Here is an 18,636-nt window from a genome sequence, read left to right as displayed (position 1 = left end):
AACCATTTGAACGATGAAACGCACCTGAGGAGCCCATGAGTCAACTGACCTGGCTGGATGCACACAGCACAGACTTCCCGCCGGCGCGTCGCGCGATGCAGTCACCCAATGGCTTGCTGGCCGCCGGCGGTGACCTGTCACCAGAGCGACTACTCTCGGCCTACCGAAACGGCATATTCCCCTGGTACGCGACTGGACAGCCCATTCTCTGGTGGTGCCCCGATCCACGTACCGTGTTAGCCCCCGCCGAACTGCACATCTCACGCAGCATGCGCAAGTTCATGCGCCAAACCACCTTCAAGGTCACCATGGATCAGGACTTCCCTGCCGTGATGGCCGCCTGCGCTGCGCCCAGGCGGGACACCGATGACACCTGGATCACGCCAGCCATGCAGAGTGCCTATACAAAACTGCACACACTGGGCCACGCGCACTCGGTGGAAGTGTGGGACAACGGCGAACTGGTTGGTGGCCTCTATGGCCTGGCACTGGGCCGCGCCTTTTTTGGCGAGTCGATGTTCAGCTTCCGCACCAACGCATCTAAATTGGCCTTCATCAGCCTGGCGCAGCATTTATCAGCATGCGGCTTTATGCTGATTGACTGCCAGATGCCCACCGACCACCTGTTCAGCTTGGGCGCTCGCAGTCTACCCCGGGCAGGTTTTCTGCAGCAGCTAGCAACGCTATGCCCGCAGCAGGCGCCATCCAACTGGCGGCCGCTCAGCCCAGAGTAAACACAATCAGTCTTTGATGGCTCTGCTCGGCGGCCCTATACTGAATCACAAGCCGCCGGGAGCCAGACCATGACCGACTTGTCTCAACTCAAGTTTTACGCGACACATCCCCACCCCTGCAGCTACCTGCCGCGCGAGCAGGCCACCACCCTGTTTCTTGATCCACAGCAGCCGCTGGATGTCGAAACCTACAGCGAGCTCTCGGAAATGGGCTTTCGCCGCAGCGGTGACCATCTCTACCGCCCGCATTGCCGCGCCTGTAACGCCTGCATACCGGCGCGCATACCCGTTGCTGAATTTGAGCCCAACTCGCAGCAGAAACGTATCCTGAAGAAAAATCGCGACCTGCACGTAACGGAAGCCAGCCCGGAACCCAGCGACGAGATCTACGATCTCTATCAACGCTACATCTGTGCACGGCACGCTGACGGCGATATGTACCCGCCCAGCCGCGATCAGTTCCAATCATTTCTGGTCAAGGACTGGAATTTTTGTCGTTTTTTCACCTTTCGCGACCCGGACAACAAACTGTTGGCAGTGGCTGTTACCGACCAGATGGTCAACGGCATTTCGGCTGTCTATACCTTTTTTGATCCACAGGAACACAAGCGCAGCCTGGGACGCTTCGCGATTCTCTGGCAAATCCAGCACACCCGCGACCTGGAAATGGATTCGGTTTATCTGGGTTATTGGATCAAGGATTGCCGCAAGATGAATTACAAGACCGAGTACCGCCCCATCGAAATGCTGGTAAACCAACGCTGGGTACGCCTGACTTAATTGCCTTGCGCCGCACCTGAAGCACACCCCCTATTAAAAAAAGTCCGTCAAACTTGGCGCTTTGGCAGTTTTTCAGGCACAATTGCTCACCTTTTTTGCGGGTATTAATATTTAAACGCCCGCCTGTGAACAAACCCAAGAGGTCATTGCTTAATGGCGAAAGAAGACAGTATTGAAATGGAAGGCACCATCATCGACACCCTGCCGAACACCATGTTCCGAGTTGAACTGGAAAACGGCCACGTCGTGACTGCCCACATTTCAGGCAAGATGCGCAAAAACTACATCCGCATCCTAACAGGTGACAAGGTTCGCGTTGAACTGACGCCCTACGACCTGACTAAAGGTCGCATCACCTACCGCGCCCGCTAATCAGTCAGCCCGGCCGCGCACCCTCCTCCGCTCGGCTACAGCAACGTTAAACCCGCCGCTTCATCCGGATTGTTATTTCGGGTGAGCGTTGCTGCGTCTGCTTTTCGGGTATCGTATCCAACCAGATTTAACTTACTCGTAGACACAAAAAACCCGCTCACCAGGAGCGGGTTTTTGTTATCGCAGACTGCTTAACGGGACATGTACTTGCCCAGCTCATGCTTGCCGATGGCGGCACGGTGAACCTCATCCGGGCCGTCAGCCAAGCGCAGCGTGCGCTGCATGGCGTACATGTGCGCCAGCGGCGTATCTTCCGATACACCCGCACCACCGTGCATCTGAATCGCACGATCGATCACGCGCAGAGCCACGTTAGGCGCTACAACCTTGATCTGAGCGATTTCGCTCTTGGCAACCTTGTTACCTGCGGTATCCATCATGTAAGCCGCGTTCAGGGTCAACAGGCGAGCTTGGTTGATCTCGATACGTGATTCGGCGATCAGATCGATATTGCCGCCCAACTGTGCCAAGCGCTTACCGAAGGCTTCACGCTCAACCGAGCGACGGCACATCAGTTCCAGTGCACGTTCTGCAGCACCGATAGAGCGCATGCAGTGGTGAATACGACCTGGCCCAAGACGACCCTGAGCGATTTCAAAACCGCGACCTTCACCCAGCAATACGTTTTCATAAGGAACGCGTACGTTTTCCAGCAGCACTTCAGCGTGGCCGTGCGGCGCATCGTCGTAACCAAATACCGGCAACGGACGAATAACTTTCAAACCGGGCGCATCCATTGGCACCAGAATCATCGAGTGCTGTTGGTGGCGTGGCGCATCGGGATTAGTCAGACCCATAAAGATCATGACCTTGCAACGTGGGTCACAGGCACCGGAGGTCCACCACTTGCGACCATTGATCACCCACTCATCACCTTCACGACGAGCATTGGCCTGCATATTGGTTGCATCGGAAGAAGCAACACCTGGCTCGGTCATACCGAAGCAGGAGCGAATCTCACCCGCCAGCAGCGGCTTGACCCAGCGCTCTTTCTGCTCTTCGTTACCGTAGCGAACGATGGTTTCCATATTACCGGTATCAGGCGCGCTGCAGTTGAATGCCTCAGACGCCAGACCGGACCGGCCCATCAGCTCAGCCAGTGGCGCATATTCGAGGTTGGTCAAACCAGCACCCAGCTCGGATTCGGGCAGGAACAGGTTCCACAAGCCCGCGGCCCGCGCCTTGACTTTCAGTTCTTCCACGATGGCGGTAGGCTGCCAGCGATCGCCCTCGGCAACCTGCTCGTGAAAGATGGCCTCAGCCGGAAAAACATGCTCCTGCATGAAAGCGTCTACACGCTCGCGCAGATCTTTAACCTTGGGGGAATATCCGAAATCCATATTGGTTGCCTTTGCTTGTTGGGTATCGACGATGAAAATGCTAGATGACATAGCTCGATTTATCTAACCTATTTTTGTCGTGTATTAACATTCATAAGCAATATATACTTCACTCGTCCGCAGACCTGTTTGTATCGTCTTGAGCCATCTTAGTAAGGAAGTTGCGATGAACCTCAGTAAGGTCGACCTGAATCTGTTCATTGTGTTTGACGCAATCTATACAGAAGCCAACCTCACCCGCGCCGGGCAAATTGTCGGCATAACCCAGCCGGCAGTCAGCAACGCGCTCGCCCGCCTCCGCGAAACATTCAATGACCCGCTATTTGTTCGCACCGCACAGGGTATGGTGCCGACTCCAATGGCGCAGAACATCATCACCCAGGTTCGCAGTGCGCTGCAGTTGCTGCGTGTATCGGTGCAAGAAAGCCGAAGCTTCGTGCCTGAACAGGCCACCAAAACCTATCGCATCAGCATGACCGACCTCACTGAAGCCGTCATTCTGCCGCACTTGGCTGGCCGTATTCGCCGCATGGCACCCAATATCAATATAGACAGCTTCCTGATCAAGCGCAGGGAAACAACCAAGGAGTTGGCTGCCGGGCGCCTGGACTTTGCCATTGACGCACCCTTGAATACCGATACTCAGGTGCGCCACGTCAAGCTGTTTGAAGATCGCCACGTCTGCGTTATGCGCAAAGGGCACCCCTTGGCGAAAAAGGAGAAGATTACGCTTGATGACTATCTAGCGCAGTCACACATCCATATCTCCAGTCGTCGCAATGGTCTGGGCCACGTTGACCTGGCTCTTGGCAAAATGGGTATTCAGCGCCGCGTAGTCATGCGCTCGCAGCATTACCAGATGGCGCCGCCAGTACTGGAATCAACTGACATGGTGTTGACCGTGCACGAGCGCTTTGCCGAACGCCACGATCTGCACTGGACTGTTTTGCCGATTGATGACGTGCCAGCGATTGAAACCCACTTGTTCTGGCACGAGAGCACGGATCAGGACCCAGCCAACCGCTGGATGCGCGAACAGATCATTGAGCTGTCACAGCAACTGAAGCGCCAATACCTCAAGGCACGCGAGGCAGCTGCAGCGCAGCATTAAAGCATTGAGGGATAACGAAAAAGGCAGCCTTTTACCGGCTGCCTTTTTTATTTAATTACTTTAAATAAGCCTCATAAGCACCTGATATAAATCACGATACCTTTCTTATACCTTCCAGCTCAACGCCCCGCTCAACTGGCTCTAGCTCCTGCAGCAACTGCTTGGCTAACACGCCCAAGGTCATTACCGCCTGCTCTGCCGCCCGGTTCCAGGGAATGCCGCAATTCAAGCGCAAGCAATGATTGAACTGATCCGAATTACTGAATACGACCCCCGGACAGATACTGATATTGTGCTGCAAGGCACGATTGAATAGCGTCAGCGTATCAACCCCGCCCGGCAGACTGATCCAGAGAATAAACCCGCCCTTGGGCCGCGTAATCTGGGTACCCTCCGGGAAGAACTGCTGCACTGCCAGTTGAAACAGGCTCAGGTTCTTGCAGTACTCCTGACGGATGTGGCGAAGATGCCGATCATACCCCCCGTTCTCCAGGTAAGCCGCGACCGCCATTTGACTCACGCTGCAGGCTGACAATGTGGTGAAGGTCTGCAGCTTCTCGATCTGCTCCTGGTAGCGCTTGGTGATCAACCAGCCAGCGCGCAAGCCAGGCGAAATGGTTTTTGAAAAGCTCGAGCAATAGATCACCGTATCCGAGCAATCAAAGGCTTTGAGCGCCTTTGACTGGCCGTGATCAAACATCAACTCACCATAAATATCGTCTTCAATGACCGGCAAATTACGCCGCGCCATCATCGCAACCAGCTTGCGCTGCCGGTGCTCAGGCATGGTTGCTCCCATCGGGTTGCCCGCCCTGGAGGTCAATACCAGCGCCTTGATTGGCCACTGATCGAGCGCGGACTGCAGCGTTTCCAGGCTCAAGCCGGTGTCCGGATCAGATGGAATTTCTACCACCTTGAGGTCCAGCAGCTCACACAGCTGAACCAGCCCATAATAACTGGGCGATTCCGTCGCAATCAGATCACCCGGCTTGGTGACTGCGCGTAATGACAGCTGCAATGCCTCAACGCACCCGTTGGTAATGACGACGTTAGCGGGATCAATAACCGCCCCGGCATCGCGCATGCGGATGGCAACCTGACGGCGCAGCGGCTCGTAACCGGGGCTAAAGGTATAGCTGAAGGCTTTCTGGGCATGGAAACGGGTCACCTTGCTCATTTGCTGATGCAAGGCGCGCAGCGGTAAGAACTCACTGGATGGCACCGCAGCGCCCAAAGGAATAACGCCGTCTCGACGCGCCTGGAGCAGAATCTCGGTGATGATACTGCTGCGCGTTACTGCGTAGGGTGCTTCCACCCGCGCAATAGCCGGCGTGGGTGCGGTCAGTGCGGGAGTTTGGTGTACGTAATAGCCGGACTGTGGTCGAGCATGAATCAGCCCCTGATCTTCCAGCGTGGCGTAAGCTTGCAGCACGGTCGCATGGCTCACCCCTTTCTGTGTACTAAGCTTTCGCACCGAAGGCACCCGCTCACCCGGCTGATATACGCCGCTTTGGATGTCTTCAGCCAACTGGCTGGCGATTTTCTGGTACAGCAGACTGGTCATTGCGTTTGCCCTCCCGGCATAAACGCCCACGTTGAATATATGGACAACGTTGCAGCTTAACGACCCAGGCAGCACCGCAACAGTGACAGATACAACACAGATGACCAGTACAGATTAGCAGCAAACAGACTGTAAGGCTTTTTGTTACTCTTCCAGCGGAATTTCAGCTGCCGGTTCGACCGCAGGCATGAAGGGCGCAGCCCAGATGCCACGATACTTATCGAGCAAGCGACGACCTTCATTACGCTGAGCCTGCTCCTGCATACCCAATGCCAGCGCTGCACGCAGATCCGGCGAGTTACAGACCGAGTTATGCGATATGCCGAAGTACAGAGGCGCATTGATAAAAGAACCCTCCAGCGTATCCAATTGCTCATCCACGCCCATTTGCTGAGCCAGCGCCAGCCCCTGGTAGCGCTCCAGCACAACGTAGTCGAGCTTACCCGCCAACAGCTTACGCAACGCAGCTTCGCCCGTTGCCTCCCGTTCCAGCGCAAGGTTGTCCTTGGCATAGGTATCAAACGACAGACCAAAGCGACTGCCTTCCTGCGCAGCACCGCGCTTGCCGCGCAAATCCTGCCAGCCGGTGTAAGCAAAAGCGGCACCACGACGAACAAAGAAGACGCTAGGCACATCCATGATCGCGGGGTAGACATAGTCCATACTCGCTAAGCGTTCACGCGACATGAACAGCCCTGCCATAATATCAACCTGACCGCTTTCCACCGCCGCCAGCGCCTTGGCACGCGTCCCCATATTCAGCACTTCCACCTTGATGTCGCTCGCCGCCAGCGCCGACTGCAGCATCTCCACCGCCACGCCGGTTAACGCCTGCTCGCCCTGCTCCGGCGCCCAGATAATCGGCGGATAGTCTGGATTGCCGGTCACGACAACACGTTCACAGACATTCTCCGCGGCCATGCTGCCAGCAGCACCCAACAGTGCCCCAGCGGCAAACGCTGTGCGTATCATGCAAGCAATAGGGGTAAAGCGGCGGTTTCTGGCGTGGCGCTGATGCATTAAATCACTCCCGCAATTAAGAGAAAGCAGCCATGCCATAGGCGGCATGATCGCGATAATGTTGCAGCCTATCAGGCCGCCACACCACTGTGAAAACGAAACTCCTGGTCATCGGCCAGCACCGCCTGCGCCTCCTGCTCGGAAAAGAGCGCAATTCGGTCATCGATAGGGCCAGCGGCGTAGCTATGCGCCAGCTTCAGATAGTCCTGATAATGCCGCGCTTCGGACTTCAGTAGCGACCGATAGAAATCGCCAAGCTCCTCGTCCAGATGCGGGGCCAGCTTGGCAAAACGCTCACAGGAACGTGCCTCAATAAAGGCGCCAACAATAAGGGTATCAACCAGCCGCCCTGGTTCCACGGTCCGCACATGCTGACGCAAGCGCTGCGCGTAATGGCTGGCAGATAACCCACGGTACGTCACCCCGCGCTTGGTCATTAGCGCTATCACCTGCTCGAAATGGCGCAACTCTTCACGCGCCAGGCGCGACATTTTCTGCAGCAGATCCGGCTTATCTATATAGCGAAACATCAGATTAAGTGCAGTCGAGGCCGCTTTTTTCTCGCAGTTTGCATGATCAATCAGCAGCTCCTGCGGGTGGGCAAGCGCTTGCTCAACCCAGGCATCCGGGGTGGCACAGGGTAAAAAGGCAACAAGTTCATCGGGCAGCATGGCAATCTGTTCGTGGCAGTATTAATGCGGCACAGTATACCTGTTTGGGCAGTGTTATCAGCCGCCTGTATAGACTTGAATCAATGCTATCGCAGTGAAAACGGGCTACATTGAAGCCAGACACACAGTTACCGCCACAGGCTAAAACAAGGAGAACGCCATGCAAGCAGTCAAACGTATTCTGGTTGTCATTGATCCATCGCAGACCGAGCAGGTTGCTTTAAAGCGCGCATCATTGATTGCGAGTTTCATCGAATCCGAACTGCATCTGCTGGTTTGCGAGAATCGCGAAGACTATACGCCGCTGCTGCAGGAGCTAGCCGATCAGATGAAAGCGGCAGGGATCACCTGTGGCTTTAGCCAAAGCTGGCACAACGGACTTACCGAAACAATCAATCGCACCGTAGTGCGTGAAGGCTGCGGCTTGGTAGTCAAGCAACATCTGCCCGATAGCGCGCTGCGCAAGGCGCTACTTACCCCTGAAGACTGGAAGTTACTGCGCTACTGTCCCGCGCCGGTATTGATGGTGAAAAACAGCGAGAGCTGGATCAAGGGCAATGTACTGGCCGCCATCGACCTGGGCAACCACGACGATCAGCACCACGTGCTGCACGACACCATCGTTAGCCACGCTGCCGAGATAAGCGAGATGATCGACGGCGCACTGCATCTGATCAGTGCTCACCCGGCGCCCATGCTGTCCTCTGCCGACCCAACCTTTCAGCTGCGCGAAACTATCGCCTGCAGTTATCAGGATGCCTCCGCAGAGTACCTGAACAAGTATGCAATCACCCAGGACCGCCTGCACATTGATGAAGGACCAGCAGACACGCTGATCCCCTTCGTTGCCAACAAGATTGGCGCTAGCGTTACCGTGATCGGCACCGTCGGCCGCAAAGGCATTGCCGGCGCGCTGATTGGCAATACCGCCGAAGTCGTGCTTGATCAGCTCAATACCGATGTATTGGTGCTCAAGCCCGACGACACACTCGATCATCTGGAATCATTGCTGGAAAAGTAGACCTGAGCGTTCGCGCTTACCCTGCAGTGCCGATACGGCGCTCATGGTAAGCGCTGGACAGGTCGAAATAGGCCGAATCCAATTCATCGCGCAACTGCTTCAGGCTCAGGCCCGCACAATGCCGACGCAATCGCAAACCACTCGTTTCCAGGCCATCGTCCTGCAGGCGAGGAATCAATCGCAGCACCTGCAATGCCAAGGAAGCCTCTCGCGGTGCTTTTATCTGCAGTCGCTCCAGTGCGCCATGCAGCGCCACCACTGACACAACCTCAATACGTGACAGCACCACTTGCTCAAGCAATTGCTCCAGCCGCTGCCAGACCGCTGCCTTTTGCTGATGATCGTAGCGATTCCAGTCAATAATTTCGTGACTAAAACGTTTGCAACCACGGCACACCAGATCCCCGTAGACGGTAGAGCAAAGGCCTATACAAGGCGTAGTACGAGTGTAGTCAGGCAGATCGGACATCCGGTTTCTCTGAGTCAGCTAGGCGAATCGGGCGAGCGTCTATACTAAACCAGCCACGGCCTATTCCCAATGAGACTGTCCGGTCAGCATCGCAACGTGGCAAGAATGCATCCATAACTTAACTTACCCCCCTGCTTACTGTAGAATCACCCCGCCGTAAGGGCTGTGTCTCAGGCGTTTGCCCGCAACCCGTTCCGTATCTGCCAACCCAGTTACCCAGGTTGCCCCCCACTATATCGGGCGTTCGTTTGTACCAGTCTTATTGTCGGCATACAGGGAAGCACTGAATAACTCCCTTTACCCAAGATGCTTATTCAGTGCTTCCCGGGATCCGAGAGGATGACCGTTCTGTCATGTACGGAACAGACTGATGAGGGTAATAATTGTGCTTGAAGCCTATCGCAAACACGTTGAAGAGCGCGCGGCCCTGGGTATCGTGCCTCAGCCGCTGAACGCTGAACAAACCGCTGGTCTGGTAGATCTGCTGAAGAACCCGCCAGCTGGCGAAGAAGAGTTCCTGCTTGATCTGCTTACCAACCGCGTCCCACCGGGCGTTGACGAAGCCGCTTACGTCAAGGCCGGCTTTCTTTCCGCCGTCGCCAAAGGCGAAGCAACTTCCCCACTGCTGACCAAGCTGCGCGCTGTTGAACTGCTCGGCACCATGCAGGGCGGTTACAACATCGCCACTCTGGTTGAGCTGCTGGATGATGCTGATTTGTCCTCAGCTGCCGCAAAAGAACTGAAGCACACGCTGCTGATGTTTGATGCTTTCCACGACGTTGCTGACCGCGCCAAGAAAGGCAACGCCAACGCTGAAGCCGTCATGCAATCCTGGGCTGCCGGCGAGTGGTTCACCAATCGCCCAACGCTGGCTGACAAAATCAGCCTGAGCGTATTCAAGGTCACCGGCGAAACCAATACCGACGACCTGTCGCCAGCACCTGACGCCTGGTCACGCCCCGACATCCCGCTGCACGCACTGGCTATGCTGAAAATGGCCCGTGAAGGCATCGAGCCAATGGAGCAAGGCGTTACTGGTCCGCTGAAGCAAATCGAAGAACTGAAAGCCAATGGCTTCCCGGTTGCCTACGTTGGCGACGTTGTGGGTACCGGTTCTTCACGCAAGTCTGCTACCAACTCCGTACTGTGGTTCTTCGGTGACGACATCCCGTATGTGCCCAACAAGCGCGCTGGCGGCTTCTGCTTCGGTAACAAGATCGCACCTATCTTCTACAACACCATGGAAGATGCCGGCGCACTGCCGATCGAGTTCGATGTTTCCGAAATGAACACCGGCGACGTGATCGACGTTTATCCGTACGAAGGCAAAGTCTGCAAGCACGGTACTGACGAAGTCATCACCACATTCGAACTGAAAACCCAGGTACTGCTGGATGAAGTCCGCGCTGGCGGCCGTATTCCTCTGATCATTGGTCGTGGTCTGACCGAGAAAGCCCGTACCGAAATGGGCATGTCTCCTTCTGATCTGTTCCGCAAGCCGGTACCGCCCGCTGAAAGCACCAAGGGTTATACCCTGGCGCAGAAGATGGTCGGCAAGGCATGTGGCGTCGAAGGCATCCGCCCCGGCACCTATTGCGAGCCGAAGATGACCACCGTGGGTTCTCAGGACACCACTGGCCCGATGACCCGCGACGAGCTGAAAGACCTGGCTTGCCTTGGCTTCTCGGCTGATCTGGTTATGCAGTCTTTCTGTCACACTGCGGCTTACCCCAAGCCAATCGACGTGACCACTCACCACACCCTGCCCGACTTCATCCACAACCGTGGTGGCGTTGCGCTGCGTCCGGGTGACGGCATCATCCACAGCTGGTTGAACCGCATGCTGCTGCCCGACACCGTCGGCACCGGTGGTGATTCGCACACCCGCTTCCCGATGGGTATCTCCTTCCCTGCCGGTTCTGGCCTGGTTGCCTTCGCTGCAGCTACTGGCGTTATGCCGCTGGACATGCCGGAATCCGTTCTGGTTCGCTTCAAGGGCAAAATGCAGCCCGGCATCACCCTGCGTGATCTGGTACATGCGATCCCTTACTTTGCTATCCAGCAAGGTCACCTGACCGTCGAGAAGAAAGGCAAGAAGAACATCTTCTCTGGCCGCATCCTCGAGATCGAAGGTCTGGAGCATTTGACTGCCGAGCAAGCGTTCGAGCTGTCTGACGCCTCTGCCGAGCGCTCCGCTGCCGGTTGTACTATCAACCTGAGCGAAGAGTCGGTTGCCGAGTACCTGAAGTCCAACATCGTCCTGCTGCGCTGGATGATTGCCAACGGCTACCAGGACCCACGCACCCTTGAGCGTCGTGCTCAGGCCATGGAAGCATGGCTGGCCGATCCCAAGCTGATGAAAGCTGACGCTGACGCCGAGTACTCAACCGTGATCGAAATCGATCTGGCTGATATTAAAGAGCCGGTTCTGTGCGCACCTAACGATCCAGACGATGCTCGTCTGCTGTCTGACGTTGCTGGCCAGAAAATCGATGAAGTCTTTATCGGTTCGTGCATGACCAACATCGGTCACTTCCGCGCCGCGGGTAAGCTGCTCGAGAAGAACAAGGGCGCGCTGCCGACTCGTCTGTGGCTGGCACCGCCAACCAAGATGGATCAGTATCAGCTGACCGAAGAAGGCTACTACGGCATCTACGGCAAAGCTGGCGCACGCATGGAAATGCCCGGCTGCTCGCTGTGCATGGGTAACCAGGCGCGCGTTGCTGCCAAGTCGACTGTTGTCTCCACCTCCACACGGAACTTCCCGAACCGTTTGGGTGATGGCGCTGACGTCTTCCTGGCATCTGCCGAACTGGCATCGGTTGCCTCTATTCTGGGCAAGCTGCCGACCGTTGAGGAATACATGGGCTACGCCGCACAGATCGACAGCATGTCGGCTGACGTCTATCGCTACATGAACTTCAACGAAATCGAGTCTTACCAGAAAGCTGCAGCGTCCATTCCGGTCGCTCAGATCTGATAACAGGCCCGAAAAAAAGCCCCGCTTGATGCGGGGCTTTTTTATGCCTGACGTTCAGGCAGCCATGCTGGCGAAACAAAACAACACCGTTAATCCAGCAACGCCACACCCAGTTTGAGAGCGGTTTCAGTGACCTGCTCTAACGGCACGTCACACCCCCTGGCCATCCAGTGCAGCGCAATATGGATAACGCCGCCCAAAATACCCGCCTGCAACATTTCATCAAACTGTTGCCCGGGCTTGGCTAGCGCGCGCGTCATGTCATCACTGCTGGCACGCAATGCATCATCAATCGCACGATCCACCTGCGGGCTAATGCCCCGAATATCGGTCAGCAGCAGGCGTGCCAGATTGGGCTCATCTTTCATCTTTTGAAAGTAGTCAAACAACATGGCCCGGCTTCTGACCACCCGATCACTGCCCACCGCCTCTGCGGCAGCCATATTGCTTTCGCGCACGCTGCGCGCGGCCTGTTCATAGGCAGCAATCAATAGCTCATCGCTGTGACCGAACGATTCATAGAAATAGCGCTGGGTTAGCCCTGCCGCATCACATACCTGCTTGACGCCGGAATGACGGTAGCCGTTACTGCCGTATACCTCGATGGCGGCATCAATCAATTGCTGACGGCGTTGCGCGCGGCGCTCTTCAACGGCGGACCCGCGATAACGACGCTTGGCAGTAGTGGCTGTATTCATGAAGTGAATTCTGACAATAGGTATTGCCAAATCATATATGACAATCTAGATTGTCACCACAACCTATAGCAGGGATATGACCATGAGCGCATTACAACAACAATTTGCACCTGCCCCGCTGGACGTCTTGATTATTGGTGCCGGCTTGTCTGGCATAGGCGCCGCCCGCGCGTTGACCGACCAGTGCCCCGATAAACGTTACCGCATCCTTGAACGCCGCGACGCCATCGGCGGTACCTGGGATCTGTTTCGTTATCCGGGTATTCGTTCCGACTCCGACATGTACACCCTGAGCTACAGCTACAAGCCCTGGACCCATCGTAAGGCGATAGCCGACGGTGCTGACATCAAGGATTACATTGAAGATCTTGCCGACGAATCAGGCATCACCCACAACATCCGCTTCAAGCGCAAGGTTACCCATGCCAGCTGGTCCAGCGACGCGGCGCTGTGGACGGTAACCGCCATTGCCACGGATGCACAAGGCAATGAGCAGGAGGAGTCCTTTCAGGCCCGCCTGCTGTCGGTCTGCGCTGGTTACTACAGTTACGATGAGGGCTACCGACCGGAATTCCCCAATGAGCAGGCGTTTGCTGGCCAGATAGTACATCCGCAATTCTGGCCAACTGACCTGGACTACGCCGGCAAGCGCGTGGTTGTTATCGGCAGCGGCGCCACCGCAGTCACTCTGGTTCCGGCCATGGCCCAAACAGCCGCGCATGTCACCATGCTGCAGCGCTCACCCAGCTATGTAGTGAGTCGTCCGCTTAGTGATGGCATTGCCCAGTCGTTGCAAAAATGGCTACCTATGCCAACCGCGCACCGCCTCACGCGCTGGAAAAACGTACTCGTTGGCTCCTTCTTTTACCGCATCGCGCGCAACAAGCCTGACATGTTCAAGGATCGACTGCTGCAGATGGCCAAGGCACAGGTCGGTGCAGGCATTGATATGAAGCACTTCACGCCCTCCTACAAGCCCTGGGATCAACGCCTGTGCGCGGTACCCGATGGCGATCTATTTCATGACATTCGTGCTGGCCGCGCCTCGGTCGTGACCGACACCATCGAGTCTTTCACCGAGAAAGGTATACGTCTGACTTCAGGTGAAGAGCTGGAAGCCGACATCATTGTTACCGCTACCGGTTTGAAGCTGAACGCCATGGGCGACGTACAGATCAAGGTCGACGGCGAAGACGTCGTTTTTGGCGAGCGCATGTCCTACAAGGGCATGATGCTGAGCGACATTCCCAACCTGATACTCACCTTCGGTTACACCAATGCCTCCTGGACGCTCAAGGCCGAGCTGACGTCCAACTACACCTGTCGCCTGCTGCGTTACATGGACAGCAAGGGTTATCGCATGGCGGTGCCGCGTCGCGATCCAGCGGTTAACGTGCAGCCGTTCCTGGACTTCACCTCTGGCTATGTACAGCGCGCCGAAGGCATGCTGCCCAAGCAGGGTGATCGTAAGCCGTGGCAGGTCCATCAAAATTACCTGGCGGACAAAATGACCATCCAGTACGGCCGGGTGGATGACGGCGTGATGCAGTTTCAATAACAAGGATAATAAAACATGCAGATCAACGACTGTGTTGCCGTATTAACCGGTGCCGGGAGCGGCATTGGTCGCGCTCTGGCTTTAGCCCTGGCGCAAAAAAACTGCCATTTGGCACTGGCCGACCTGAACACCGATGCCCTCGCCGAAACAGCCGCACAAGCTCGTGCGCTGGGCGTCAGGGTCAGTGAGCACCGCCTGAATGTAGCAGATCGCGAGGCCGTCGCTGCGCTGCCCGAGGCAGTAATGGCCGAGCATGGCAAGGTAGATCTGCTGATCAATAATGCCGGTGTCGCGCTCGGCGGCAACTTTGACCAGGTCTCCACCGAGAATTTTGACTGGCTGATGTCGATCAACTTCGACGCTGTTGTCTGCATGTGTCGCGCTTTCCTGCCGCTACTCAAGCAACGCCCGGCGGCGCGCGTTATCAACATATCCAGCCTGTTTGGGCTGATCACACCAGCCGGCCAGACCGCTTACTGCGCTAGTAAGTTTGCAGTGCGCGGTTTTTCCAACGCCCTGCGTCTCGAGTTGAAAGACACCTCCGTTGGCGTGACCGTGGTGCATCCGGGTGGCGTAGCAACCGCCATCGCCAGCAGTGCACGCTCACCCGAAGGCGAAACTGAAGCCCAGTGGCAGGCCAAACTTGCCCGCGCACAGCGTCTGCTGCGGATGCCACCAAGCAAGGCTGCGCACATCATCCTGCGCGGTATCGAGCGGGACAAAGCGCGGGTTCTGGTCGGTAACGACGCGCGCATTGTTTCCTGGCTGGAACGGCTACTACCGGTCAATTACTGGCGCTTGCTGCCGGGCATTGCAACCAGCAACGACTAAGGTCGCACAAGGGTAAAAGGAATACATCGTGAGCTATCTATTCAACGCCATCGTTATCATTATCCTGCTGGTCCTGGTCGGGCTTTTCCTGTTCACCTGGTTCATCAGCAAACGCGTCGAGGCGGGCCTGCCGCCCGAAGGCAAGTTCATCAACATCCGCGGCAACCAGATACATTATCTGGAACAAGGCCAGGGCCCCTCGGTTGTCATGATTCACGGCCTCAGTGGGGTGGCGCAAAACTTTGGCTACCAGGTGCTGGGTGATATCGCCAAAGATCACCGGGTGATTGCTATCGATCGCCCTGGCAGCGGCTACTCGGTGCGCCACCCCAGATCCTCTGCCGACCTTGGCGTACAGGCCGATATCGTAGCCGAGCTGATCGACGCCCTCGCGCTGGATAAGCCTTTGGTGGTCGGACACTCGCTGGGGGGAGCCGTTGCACTGGCGACCGCGCTGCGTTACCCCGACAAGGTGTCTGGCCTGGCGCTGGTTGCGCCGCTCACGCACATGCCAAGCGAAACCTCGAAGGCCTTCGCCGCGCTGAACATTCCCTATATGTGGCTACGCAAACTGGTGGGTTGGACGCTGGCTATTCCGCTATCCATTCGCAACCGGGAAAAGGTCATGGACATTGTCTTTGGCCCCGAGGCAGTACCCAAGGACTTCCCTACTCGCGGCGGTGGTTATCTGGGCATGCGGCCGAGCCAGTTTTTATCCGCCTCGACCGATATGCACGCCGTGCCGGACTCGCTCCCTGCCATGCAGCAATCCTACGGCTCACTGTCCCTTCCGGTTGCCGTGCTCTATGGCCGCGAGGACCGGATTCTCAACCCACAGGAGCAAGGTCAGGCGCTGGTTGATGCGCTACCCGGCGCCGAGCTTGAGCTGATTGACGGGGGGCACATGTTGCCCATCACCCAACCAGACGTGACCAGCGCCTTTATCCGCCGCGTACTACAACGGGTCAAGGCTAGCTGAAACGCACAAGGATTGGTCCAGTGCGACCAGCAACAGTCCGATGAGCATAATCGTCGCGCCCGGTATTTTGGGGCGTGACGGCACTACTTTCAGCATCAGCACCCTCAACGCTGCGCCAATCAGAATTCTCACCAGCCCGAACGCTACCCCATAGCTCACCTCGGCCGCATAGCCATAGTGCTTATTCATATAGCGGCCTACCGCTGACACCCAGTAGCAACGGACCCAAACGCCCTCTTGCCACGGCAGAGCAACAACGCGGCTGATCGTGCTGGAACGCCTTCAGCCCGCTAACAAACTCAAGTAACAGCGACGGCAAATCGTATATTTTTTACACACAAGCAAGCGCCTTAATGTGACGCAGTCGACGAAATACCGCGCTATTCTCGCAACATTTGAACCTTTAATGACATAAGCCGGTCATCTGTGTGTACATTTTGCACAACCCACAGTGAGAGGACGTCATTATGAAACTATGGAAACTTACCGCGTTGGGTGCCATTGCCATGCTTGGTGTTGTCGGTTGCTCAAACGATCACATTATCCGCACCGAAGATGGACAGATGATCCAAAGTAACGAGAAGCCCGAGATCGATGAAGATACCGGAATGATCGAGTACGAAGACGAGCAAGGCTATGACAACCAGGTCAAGCAGTCAGACGTGAAAGAAATCATCGAGCGTTAATAGTGCCTCTTCTGGCCGACCTCAGGGTCGGCCAGAGTGCTAAAGCCCAACAGTCAGACCCGCTACCCCCCTCCCCTATATCAACACCCTTTCGTTCATTTATGCAGTGTTGCAGCCGGCTAGCCGAGTTGCGCCAACGTCTCGCCGTCAGTTTTTTTACAAAACCCAGCTATGCTCTAGCTGTAATGAACTGATTGCAGAACGCTTGATACGCATAGAGGGGCTACCATGAAACATGCAGCGCTTATCGCTCTCGTCTCCTTAACAGCTGTCCTCATGACCGCCTGTTCCAGCGAATACGTTATCAGTACCGGCAACGGTGACAGGATCACTACAACCAACAAACCCATGCTCAACCAACGTACCGGCATGGTCGAATACGAAGATAAAGAAGGCCGCTCAGCAGAGATCCGTCAGTCAGACGTCAACTCGATCATGCAACGCTAAAGCCAGGCACAGCGCCGCTAGCGGGATGCGATAATCCGCCAGCCACGCCTGATCTATCGCCGGTCTATGGCTGATCAGAATCTAATTGACGGCATACCATGCCGCCATATAACGATTCAGAAAAAAGTGAGAGACATTGTTAGAAAACAAATAGATGGCGCCTATCCATAAAGCAAGCGGGCAGGAGCAATTACGCAACACCCGCCAGAAGTGACTCAGTCGAGCAGGTGCCGATGCTCATACAGTGCCCGCCAGGCGGCGCCCGACTTGGTGCCAACCTCTGTTTCAACGTAATGCCGCACACGCCGCCGGTCCTGCGGGTTATCCTTTAACGCCGCGCCGATCAGGAAGTGCATCAAATCTTCCTCTGTCATCGCACCGTCACGATAATAAAAAGCATAAACCATCAATGCGTGGGCGACAGCCACCGCCTCAGCGGTGGACATGACCGCAGCGGCAAGCCTGTCCGTGCTGCGCCCCTTGAGCGTCTGCCCACTGCGCAACTCATGAAAGATGGTTACCAGCATTTCCAGAATGTCGGCTGAAGGCTCCAGGCTGACGCCCGACTGCCTCGCCAGGCTGACGGACTCACGACTGACGATATCGAGTTCGGCAGTCAGGTCGGAAATCGGCTCGATGGTTTCAAAATTAAGGCGACGCTTGAGCGCAGCACTCATGTCAAACAGCCCTCGATCCAGAGAGTTTGACGTAGCGATAATGTTGAAGCCCTCGCGTGCGTGCAGCACGCTCTCTTCGCCCTGCAGTTCGGGTATATGCAGCTCTCGCTCAGAGAGAATCGACAGCAGCGCATCCTGCACGTGCTGCGGGCAGCGAGCGAGTTCCTCAAACCGCACCAGCTTGCCCTGCTGCATGCCAAGAAAAAGCGGCCCGGGAATCAATGCTGCAAGAGAAGGCCCCTCTCGTTGCAGCAGACTGTTGTCCCAGTCGTAAAGCAGCTGCCGGGCGTGCGACAGCGTGCCACCCTGTATCGTTAGGTTCGAACTGCCCGACACACCGCAGGCAATAAGCTCGGAGAGCCAGGATTTTGCCGTGCCAGGTTCGCCAATCAACATCGCCCCGCGGTTGGTTGCCAGCGATACGATAACGCGTCTGACCATCTCCTTGGGAGCCACAAACTTGAGCGCTATACCCCGCTCGGCACTACCCAGTATGAAGTCTTCGAGCGCGCGGGGAGATAACAGCCAACCCGGCGGCACAGGCCCGGTATCTTCTTGCTGCAGCTTCGCCAACTCATCATGGAAACGGTCTTCCGCTGCTGGCCGCTGGATTGCCTCATTTACCATAGCTGTATGCC

General features: G+C 56.3%; 19 protein-coding genes. 11 read left to right on the top strand and 8 right to left on the bottom strand.

The genetic code is table 11. The features are described from left to right. Window positions 1–35: 35 nt before the first annotated feature. The 3 genes from aat to infA all read left to right on the top strand — a co-directional run bounded on the left by aat (window position 36) and on the right by infA (window position 1,886). Window positions 36–734: a leucyl/phenylalanyl-tRNA--protein transferase gene (gene aat / locus EF096_RS11540; protein WP_123889788.1), complete on the top strand. Its 699-nt coding sequence runs from the start codon at window positions 36–38 to the stop codon at window positions 732–734. Window positions 735–803: 69 nt separating this feature from the next. Then, the gene (locus EF096_RS11535) at window positions 804–1,514 is read left to right on the top strand and encodes an arginyltransferase (RefSeq protein ID WP_123889787.1); all 711 of its coding nucleotides are present in this window, start codon (window positions 804–806) and stop codon (window positions 1,512–1,514) included. A 153-nt stretch (window positions 1,515–1,667) separates the two neighbouring features. Then, entirely contained in the window at window positions 1,668–1,886 is a 219-nt protein-coding gene (gene infA, locus EF096_RS11530; RefSeq protein ID WP_080050557.1) for a translation initiation factor IF-1, read from the top strand. A 191-nt stretch (window positions 1,887–2,077) separates the two neighbouring features. Here infA and EF096_RS11525 read toward each other — a convergent pair whose 3' ends face one another. Further along, window positions 2,078–3,286 carry an acyl-CoA dehydrogenase gene (locus EF096_RS11525; RefSeq protein WP_123889786.1) on the bottom strand — a complete coding sequence of 403 codons (1,209 nt, stop codon included), beginning with the start codon at window positions 3,284–3,286 and terminating at the stop codon, window positions 2,078–2,080. Window positions 3,287–3,452: 166 nt separating this feature from the next. Between EF096_RS11525 and EF096_RS11520 the strand changes: the two genes are divergently transcribed. Next, on the top strand, window positions 3,453–4,397 hold the full coding sequence (locus EF096_RS11520) for a LysR family transcriptional regulator (RefSeq protein WP_123889785.1): 945 nt from the start codon (window positions 3,453–3,455) through the stop codon (window positions 4,395–4,397). Window positions 4,398–4,488: 91 nt separating this feature from the next. Here the strand turns inward: EF096_RS11520 and EF096_RS11515 are convergent, their stop codons facing one another. The 3 genes from EF096_RS11515 to miaE all read right to left on the bottom strand — a co-directional run bounded on the left by EF096_RS11515 (window position 4,489) and on the right by miaE (window position 7,652). Continuing rightward, window positions 4,489–5,961 (bottom strand): aminotransferase-like domain-containing protein, encoded by a 1,473-nt coding sequence (locus EF096_RS11515; protein ID WP_123889784.1) that lies wholly within the window; start codon window positions 5,959–5,961, stop codon window positions 4,489–4,491. A gap of 144 nt (window positions 5,962–6,105) precedes the next feature. Next, window positions 6,106–6,981, bottom strand: coding sequence for a substrate-binding periplasmic protein (locus tag EF096_RS11510; protein WP_158611271.1), 876 nt, complete (start codon window positions 6,979–6,981; stop codon window positions 6,106–6,108). 71 nt (window positions 6,982–7,052) lie between these two features. Continuing rightward, window positions 7,053–7,652 (bottom strand): tRNA-(ms[2]io[6]A)-hydroxylase, encoded by a 600-nt coding sequence (miaE, locus tag EF096_RS11505; RefSeq protein ID WP_123889782.1) that lies wholly within the window; start codon window positions 7,650–7,652, stop codon window positions 7,053–7,055. Between the two features lie 160 nt (window positions 7,653–7,812). Between miaE and EF096_RS11500 the strand changes: the two genes are divergently transcribed. After that, window positions 7,813–8,673, top strand: coding sequence for a universal stress protein (locus EF096_RS11500; protein WP_123889781.1), 861 nt, complete (start codon window positions 7,813–7,815; stop codon window positions 8,671–8,673). Window positions 8,674–8,689: 16 nt separating this feature from the next. Here the strand turns inward: EF096_RS11500 and EF096_RS11495 are convergent, their stop codons facing one another. Next, entirely contained in the window at window positions 8,690–9,142 is a 453-nt protein-coding gene (locus EF096_RS11495) for a DUF1289 domain-containing protein (protein ID WP_123889780.1), read from the bottom strand. Between the two features lie 385 nt (window positions 9,143–9,527). Here EF096_RS11495 and acnB point away from each other — a divergent pair, with 385 nt between their 5' ends. Next, a complete protein-coding gene (gene acnB / locus EF096_RS11490) occupies window positions 9,528–12,122 on the top strand; it encodes a bifunctional aconitate hydratase 2/2-methylisocitrate dehydratase (RefSeq protein ID WP_123889818.1) in 2,595 nt (864 codons plus the stop codon). 89 nt (window positions 12,123–12,211) lie between these two features. Here the strand turns inward: acnB and EF096_RS11485 are convergent, their stop codons facing one another. Continuing rightward, on the bottom strand, window positions 12,212–12,820 hold the full coding sequence (locus EF096_RS11485) for a TetR/AcrR family transcriptional regulator (RefSeq protein ID WP_123889779.1): 609 nt from the start codon (window positions 12,818–12,820) through the stop codon (window positions 12,212–12,214). Between the two features lie 76 nt (window positions 12,821–12,896). On the opposite strand from EF096_RS11485, the gene EF096_RS11480 reads away from it, so the two are divergent. Genes EF096_RS11480 through EF096_RS11470 form a run of 3 tightly spaced genes read left to right on the top strand, consistent with a single transcriptional unit; the run spans window position 12,897 to window position 16,188 of the window. Further along, on the top strand, window positions 12,897–14,378 hold the full coding sequence (locus tag EF096_RS11480) for a flavin-containing monooxygenase (RefSeq protein ID WP_256671340.1): 1,482 nt from the start codon (window positions 12,897–12,899) through the stop codon (window positions 14,376–14,378). A gap of 15 nt (window positions 14,379–14,393) precedes the next feature. Further along, on the top strand, window positions 14,394–15,209 hold the full coding sequence (locus EF096_RS11475) for an SDR family NAD(P)-dependent oxidoreductase (protein WP_123889777.1): 816 nt from the start codon (window positions 14,394–14,396) through the stop codon (window positions 15,207–15,209). A gap of 28 nt (window positions 15,210–15,237) precedes the next feature. Beyond that, complete coding sequence (locus tag EF096_RS11470; protein WP_123889776.1) at window positions 15,238–16,188, top strand: alpha/beta fold hydrolase; 951 nt, start codon at window positions 15,238–15,240, stop codon at window positions 16,186–16,188. Here the strand turns inward: EF096_RS11470 and EF096_RS11465 are convergent. Beyond that, entirely contained in the window at window positions 16,165–16,377 is a 213-nt protein-coding gene (locus tag EF096_RS11465; protein WP_123889775.1) for a hypothetical protein, read from the bottom strand. The two genes, EF096_RS11470 and EF096_RS11465, sit on opposite strands and share 24 nt — an antisense overlap. Before the next feature lie 278 nt (window positions 16,378–16,655). On the opposite strand from EF096_RS11465, the gene EF096_RS11460 reads away from it, so the two are divergent. Together EF096_RS11460 and EF096_RS11455 are read left to right on the top strand one after the other, a co-directional pair. Next, a complete protein-coding gene (locus tag EF096_RS11460; RefSeq protein ID WP_123889774.1) occupies window positions 16,656–16,874 on the top strand; it encodes a YgdI/YgdR family lipoprotein in 219 nt (72 codons plus the stop codon). Window positions 16,875–17,102: 228 nt separating this feature from the next. Next, entirely contained in the window at window positions 17,103–17,321 is a 219-nt protein-coding gene (locus EF096_RS11455; RefSeq protein WP_123889773.1) for a YgdI/YgdR family lipoprotein, read from the top strand. A 215-nt stretch (window positions 17,322–17,536) separates the two neighbouring features. On the opposite strand, the gene EF096_RS11450 is transcribed toward EF096_RS11455, so the two are convergent. Next, a complete protein-coding gene (locus tag EF096_RS11450) occupies window positions 17,537–18,625 on the bottom strand; it encodes an ATP-binding protein (protein ID WP_218565759.1) in 1,089 nt (362 codons plus the stop codon). Between the last annotated feature and the right edge of the window lie 11 nt (window positions 18,626–18,636).

It is taken from the genome of Pseudomonas neustonica, assembly GCF_003797945.1.
Lineage (GTDB): Bacteria > Pseudomonadota > Gammaproteobacteria > Pseudomonadales > Pseudomonadaceae > Halopseudomonas > Halopseudomonas neustonica.
This window is presented reverse-complemented; position numbering and strand designations above follow the sequence as displayed.

What these genes read in the sequence shown, in the direction of transcription:
- EF096_RS11485 (WP_123889779.1), bottom strand. Translation starts at nt 12,820, where the DNA reads ATGAATACAGCCACTACTGCCAAGCGTCGTTATCGCGGGTCCGCCGTT.
- EF096_RS11510 (WP_158611271.1), bottom strand. Translation starts at nt 6,981, where the DNA reads ATGCATCAGCGCCACGCCAGAAACCGCCGCTTTACCCCTATTGCTTGC.
- EF096_RS11525 (WP_123889786.1), bottom strand. Translation starts at nt 3,286, where the DNA reads ATGGATTTCGGATATTCCCCCAAGGTTAAAGATCTGCGCGAGCGTGTA.
- EF096_RS11475 (WP_123889777.1), top strand. Translation starts at nt 14,394, where the DNA reads ATGCAGATCAACGACTGTGTTGCCGTATTAACCGGTGCCGGGAGCGGC.
- EF096_RS11535 (WP_123889787.1), top strand. Translation starts at nt 804, where the DNA reads ATGACCGACTTGTCTCAACTCAAGTTTTACGCGACACATCCCCACCCC.
- EF096_RS11500 (WP_123889781.1), top strand. Translation starts at nt 7,813, where the DNA reads ATGCAAGCAGTCAAACGTATTCTGGTTGTCATTGATCCATCGCAGACC.
- miaE (WP_123889782.1), bottom strand. Translation starts at nt 7,652, where the DNA reads ATGCTGCCCGATGAACTTGTTGCCTTTTTACCCTGTGCCACCCCGGAT.
- EF096_RS11495 (WP_123889780.1), bottom strand. Translation starts at nt 9,142, where the DNA reads ATGTCCGATCTGCCTGACTACACTCGTACTACGCCTTGTATAGGCCTT.
- EF096_RS11455 (WP_123889773.1), top strand. Translation starts at nt 17,103, where the DNA reads ATGAAACATGCAGCGCTTATCGCTCTCGTCTCCTTAACAGCTGTCCTC.
- EF096_RS11520 (WP_123889785.1), top strand. Translation starts at nt 3,453, where the DNA reads ATGAACCTCAGTAAGGTCGACCTGAATCTGTTCATTGTGTTTGACGCA.
- EF096_RS11480 (WP_256671340.1), top strand. Translation starts at nt 12,897, where the DNA reads ATGACCATGAGCGCATTACAACAACAATTTGCACCTGCCCCGCTGGAC.
- aat (WP_123889788.1), top strand. Translation starts at nt 36, where the DNA reads ATGAGTCAACTGACCTGGCTGGATGCACACAGCACAGACTTCCCGCCG.
- EF096_RS11460 (WP_123889774.1), top strand. Translation starts at nt 16,656, where the DNA reads ATGAAACTATGGAAACTTACCGCGTTGGGTGCCATTGCCATGCTTGGT.
- EF096_RS11515 (WP_123889784.1), bottom strand. Translation starts at nt 5,961, where the DNA reads ATGACCAGTCTGCTGTACCAGAAAATCGCCAGCCAGTTGGCTGAAGAC.
- EF096_RS11450 (WP_218565759.1), bottom strand. Translation starts at nt 18,625, where the DNA reads ATGGTAAATGAGGCAATCCAGCGGCCAGCAGCGGAAGACCGTTTCCAT.
- infA (WP_080050557.1), top strand. Translation starts at nt 1,668, where the DNA reads ATGGCGAAAGAAGACAGTATTGAAATGGAAGGCACCATCATCGACACC.
- EF096_RS11465 (WP_123889775.1), bottom strand. Translation starts at nt 16,377, where the DNA reads ATGAATAAGCACTATGGCTATGCGGCCGAGGTGAGCTATGGGGTAGCG.